Source organism: Bacillus sp. AFS001701, from assembly GCF_002559405.1.
Taxonomy (GTDB): Bacteria; Bacillota; Bacilli; order Bacillales; family Bacillaceae_G; genus Gottfriedia.
The window spans coordinates 1-3,182 of record NZ_NTZO01000076.1 but is presented as its reverse complement, the minus strand read 5'-3'; the positions used below and the strand labels follow the sequence as shown (position 1 = coordinate 3,182).

5 protein-coding genes are annotated in these 3,182 nt (G+C 31.2%); all 5 read right to left on the bottom strand.

Features of this window, described 5'->3' with window-relative positions; all coding sequences use genetic code 11:
- Positions 1 to 103: 103 nt before the first annotated feature.
- A complete protein-coding gene (locus CN514_RS06330) occupies positions 104 to 889 on the bottom strand; it encodes a PhzF family phenazine biosynthesis protein (protein ID WP_097975363.1) in 786 nt (261 codons plus the stop codon).
- Positions 890 to 1,070: 181 nt separating this feature from the next.
- Entirely contained in the window at positions 1,071 to 1,538 is a 468-nt protein-coding gene (locus tag CN514_RS06325) for a 2-thiouracil desulfurase family protein (RefSeq protein ID WP_098231869.1), read from the bottom strand.
- 92 nt (positions 1,539 to 1,630) lie between these two features.
- Positions 1,631 to 1,981: a cupin domain-containing protein gene (locus CN514_RS06320; RefSeq protein WP_097975359.1), complete on the bottom strand. Its 351-nt coding sequence runs from the start codon at positions 1,979 to 1,981 to the stop codon at positions 1,631 to 1,633.
- Between the two features lie 176 nt (positions 1,982 to 2,157).
- Entirely contained in the window at positions 2,158 to 2,388 is a 231-nt protein-coding gene (locus CN514_RS06315) for a hypothetical protein (RefSeq protein WP_097975358.1), read from the bottom strand.
- Between the two features lie 145 nt (positions 2,389 to 2,533).
- Positions 2,534 to 3,043, bottom strand: coding sequence for a hypothetical protein (locus CN514_RS06310; RefSeq protein WP_098231868.1), 510 nt, complete (start codon positions 3,041 to 3,043; stop codon positions 2,534 to 2,536).
- Positions 3,044 to 3,182: the final 139 nt, after the last annotated feature.

Here is a 3,182-nt window from a genome sequence, read left to right as displayed (position 1 = left end):
GTTTAACTATCCTGCCATTTTGTTGAATAAAAAAACGACCCCCGAAGAAGCCGAACGTTTATGAAACTAATGCACTGCGTTAGTTCAATAAGTACCACTCATATTATATAGTTAGTTGACCTTCAAAAACGGTTACTGCTTTTCCTGATAGTAGGACTTTATCATCTAAAACTTTAACTTTTAAAATCCCCCCTCTATCGGATGCTTGGTAAGCTATAAACTCACTTTTTAATAACTTACTCTTCCAATATGGACCTAAACAACAATGAGCTGAACCAGTTACATAATCCTCTTTGATACCTTGAGCAGGGGAAAAAAAGCGTGAAACAAAGTCAAATTCGTTTGAATTAGAATGACTTGTAACAATAACACCACGGACTGGTAATTGGGCAATCAGGTTTATACATGGTTTTAAATTTCTTACAATATCCTCTGAATTTACTTCAACTAAATAGTCTAATTGATTTTTTCCAACGTAAGTAGGCTCAACACCTAAAGCCTTAATCAGTAAATCAGTAACAATTGTCTTCTCCTCAAGAATAGAAGGAAACTCTAATTGAACCCATTCATCTATAAATTGTGATTTAAGAATCCCACTTTTTGTATGATAGGTAATGGTTTTCTCTTTTTCCACGTTCCCGTTTTTCCATAAAAAAAATGAACTTGCTAGTGTTCCGTGTCCACATATTGGAATTTCTGTAGAAGGGGTAAACCAGCGTAAATAGTAATCATTTTTGAAGCGATTTAGAAAAGCTGTAACTGGTAAATTGATTTCCTTTGCAATACTCTGCATCCAATGGCTATCTTTCTCCTCATTTAACAAACAAACAGCAGCAGGATTGCCTTTAAAGGCTTGGTCTGTAAAAGTATTTATAATAGTTAAATTCATTTCGCTTCCTCCATCTAATACTACTTTTTATTTAATAATTCCATTTTGAAGATCCTCATATATCACAATTTTTACTTGTAGGGAATTCCTTATTCGGCTATTCTGCCAGATTGTTGAAAATTGAGCTGAATGATCAGCCCCAAATTTTATGTAACTAACGCATGCGTTAGTTGGTTAAGAATTATATTATTTCATCAAGAATATCGGTAAGTTTTTCCTCTGAAATTACTCTTAAACCGTTTCTTTTAAGTAATGCTGTTGTAACACCATTTCCAACAACTTTCTTAGCTTTAAATTCACCATTATAGATCACGGCACTTCCACAGGATGGACTGTACTCCTTAAGAACAATTATAGTTGCATTAACTTCTTGAGCTTTCCTTAGTGTATGGTAAGCCCCTTTTATGTAAAGTTCTGTTACGTCTCTACCCGATTTCTCAACTACTTTTGCTTTCCCATCAAGAACATCTTCTCCGTCACCACCTACTATTTCTGCAGGCTCTCTTGGTGTTAAAAAACCTCCAAGTAATTCAGGACATACAGTAATAGCTCTATTTTCTTGTAACAATTTTTGAATCCTATTATCTAAACTATGGGAACCGTTGTATCTTACCTCTAAACCAGCTAAACAAGAACTAACTAAAATCAATGATTCCACCTCATTAAATAAATACTTTTTAATGTTGTTGGTATAACTTTACTTTATAATTACTAAAACAAAAAAAATCCATTAGTTAGATATCAATCTATTGTTTTTGTACCTTTTATATCATTACTTATCTTTTCAAAACAAATGTTAACTGTACGTTCATTTGAACGAGTTCGATGCATTGTGTTAGCTGGAATCGTAAAGATTTCTCCTGGTTTTAAAGAGATGGTTTCATCGTTTTCTAAGTCAATAAAAAGTTCGCCTTCTAATACATAAAATAATTCATCGCAATCCTCGTGTTTATGCCAGTGAAAATCACCATTTATTACAGCTATTCTTAGTGCGTGGTCATTTACTTCACTTACGATGAAATTTGTATATTCCATTTGATCCTGAGTCAATTTTTGCAGGTTAATTACTTCTAATTGTCCTTTATTTTGCATAATCTATCTCCTTTAATATTAGTAAATTCTAAATCAAATGAACAAATTAACTTTACCACATTTTGGAATTACCAACACTTCCTTTAACTATTCTGTCATTTACAAATAAAAAAGCTGCAATTAAGCAGCTTTGATATGCAACTAACGCCTGCTTTAGTTACTTAAGGGTTTGAAACTCAAAAATGGAAAAATGTATAATTAGTAGCAAAAGTTATGTATGAAACAACACACAAAATTAACAGTTTTAAAGTCTTGCGATTTAGAAAAAAGATATAAAAATAAATTAAAGTAAAACTTACAAATGATATTATTTCTGGAATTCCTTTAAAATGTTCTCTATATTGTGCACCAACAATAATTGATGCTAATAGAAGATAAAATGCTGTGTAATTAGTTTTTTGTTTCATAATTACCACCCTGTTGTCATCAATTATATACTCTTACATAACTAATATTCGTCGTAAAATCAATAAGACCTTGTTCAACTAAAGCATGCGTTAGTTGTATAAAACTTAAGTTTTCGACTCTTTATGGAAATGTAATCTAATAGTATTAAAACTTTATATTTAATAGATTTTTTAATTCAGTGAGTAATTCTGGATGTTTTGTTTTTGACCAATACATCATTTTTTGCCCACCGCCATTAGAACTTACTTTCTTACCATTAGGCTTCTGAAAAATTATCCTTCCATCTTTAAAAAAATTCATTGTATATACTTTGTTGTCCATTGACTCCTTATCCGATAATGCAAATATGTAATTCCCCTTATTATTTAATTCTTTATTCTTCTCCATTAATTCATCTTTTGAAGGTTGAACTACTTCCATTTTGTTTACTTTTTCGATAAACTCTTCAATTTGTTTACTACTCTTTATAGTCCTTGATGTTTCTTCAGAGGCTACCCCTTTATCAACACCTTGAACCTTTAAGAAAACATATTCACTGGTATTTGGAATTTCTAGAATTTTGGTTTTTGCTTTTACATCAGCAGACTTTGACTGACACGCACATAATAAAATTGTAATCAATATGATTAGAGAAATCCTTTGTATATATTTCATTGTAGATCCCCTCCTATAAGTTCATATTCAACATTACAATCAAATTCCTTTTATTACCATTTATCCTCATTCCACTAAACTGCCTAATACATAAATAAAAAAGCAGCCATTGACTGCTTTTGATCTTCAACTAATGCAT

What these genes read in the sequence shown, in the direction of transcription:
- CN514_RS06320 (WP_097975359.1), bottom strand. Translation starts at nt 1,981, where the DNA reads ATGCAAAATAAAGGACAATTAGAAGTAATTAACCTGCAAAAATTGACT.
- CN514_RS06330 (WP_097975363.1), bottom strand. Translation starts at nt 889, where the DNA reads ATGAATTTAACTATTATAAATACTTTTACAGACCAAGCCTTTAAAGGC.
- CN514_RS06315 (WP_097975358.1), bottom strand. Translation starts at nt 2,388, where the DNA reads ATGAAACAAAAAACTAATTACACAGCATTTTATCTTCTATTAGCATCA.
- CN514_RS06310 (WP_098231868.1), bottom strand. Translation starts at nt 3,043, where the DNA reads ATGAAATATATACAAAGGATTTCTCTAATCATATTGATTACAATTTTA.